Origin of the sequence: Mesorhizobium sp. M1399, assembly GCF_040317735.1 — a bacterium.
Classification (GTDB): Bacteria; Pseudomonadota; Alphaproteobacteria; order Rhizobiales; family Rhizobiaceae; genus Mesorhizobium.
On the sequence record NZ_JAMYKZ010000071.1, the window covers coordinates 1 to 1,159 of the forward strand.

1 pseudogene is annotated in these 1,159 nt (G+C 60.7%); it reads left to right on the forward strand.

What is annotated here, in order from left to right:
* Positions 1 to 113: 113 nt before the first annotated feature.
* A pseudogene (locus tag NKH05_RS32955) lies at positions 114 to 1,159 on the forward strand (hypothetical protein); the annotation flags it as partial.

The window sequence follows — 1,159 nt, forward strand, 5'->3', positions numbered from 1 at the left end:
AGCCACACGCAACGAGTCTGCGCGAATTCAGCGCATGGCTTCGGACGCAGCCCCAGGGCCGGACACTGGGCGGCCTGCTTGACGCTCCTGGCAACCCTGACGATCCCAATGGGTTGACTGGCCGCGCGAACGCGTTTGCGCATCAGTCTGGCGACGCCCTAATCAACGCTGCATTGGCGGCGGTCCAGCGGGTGCGAGCCGGGAACGTCGACGAGCACCTCTTCTCCCAGCTCACGAAGGTGATGAACGACGCCAGGGAAAGGAACCCTGGCATCGCTCAATCCACTACCGTCGTGCACTGGGTATCCGCCCTGCGCAAGTTCAGCGTCTGGCTTCAGCACAGCAACTTGACGGTGGCCAGCCTCGTTGATGACCCTGGTGCGTTGAATGTCCGTGCGGAGCAGTATGCGAACGAGGGTGGCGACGGACGTGTCAAAGGCTCCTTGAAGCCCGCCGTGGAGGTCCTGCTGGATTGGCGCGCCGGAATCGACCCAAGCCTTTTTCGCGCTCGTCCTTATGCCGAAGACAAGGATCTCCTCGAGCAGCTCGCGGCCGAGGGGGACGATTCCCTAAACCGGAATGCACCGGCACTCAGGCAGTTTTCTGCGTGGCTCCGAAAATTCAACAGGCCATCCATCGCTTCTCGGTATCTAACCGGATCGATGGACGACGACCTTCAAGAGTACAGGGAAAAACTCGGTGCTGACCGACTCTCCAAGCTCGCCACGGCACTGTCTGATCTCCCGAGGCTCGCGCCTGGCGGTGAAGAAGTCAGAGGAGTTGGAGCGCGGCCCGGCCGCCCTAGTACCCTGATGCCTTATGCCGACGACGCTCGCCTCATCGACGGCGCGCTCGAGCACGAGTTGGCCAGCCTTGGGCCTGGGTGGAAAGAGAGGAAACCTTTCCGTGTCATCGCTAGCAGTCGACGCGGGTTCAGTGAGTGGCTCCGAAGGCAGGGAAAGGCGAGCATAGCGAGCCGAGTCAACGGCAATCAGGAGCAGACACAAGGGTTGAAGGATGATTTTCGGGCATATAAGGTAGCCTATGGATATAGTCCGAACCTCCGTTTAAACGACCTTCGGAAGTACCAGCAAGTCGTTGAGGCGAACGCTGCGTGGGGAATGCAGCCACCGCAGCAATCTGGCCAGTCTCCAGTGGA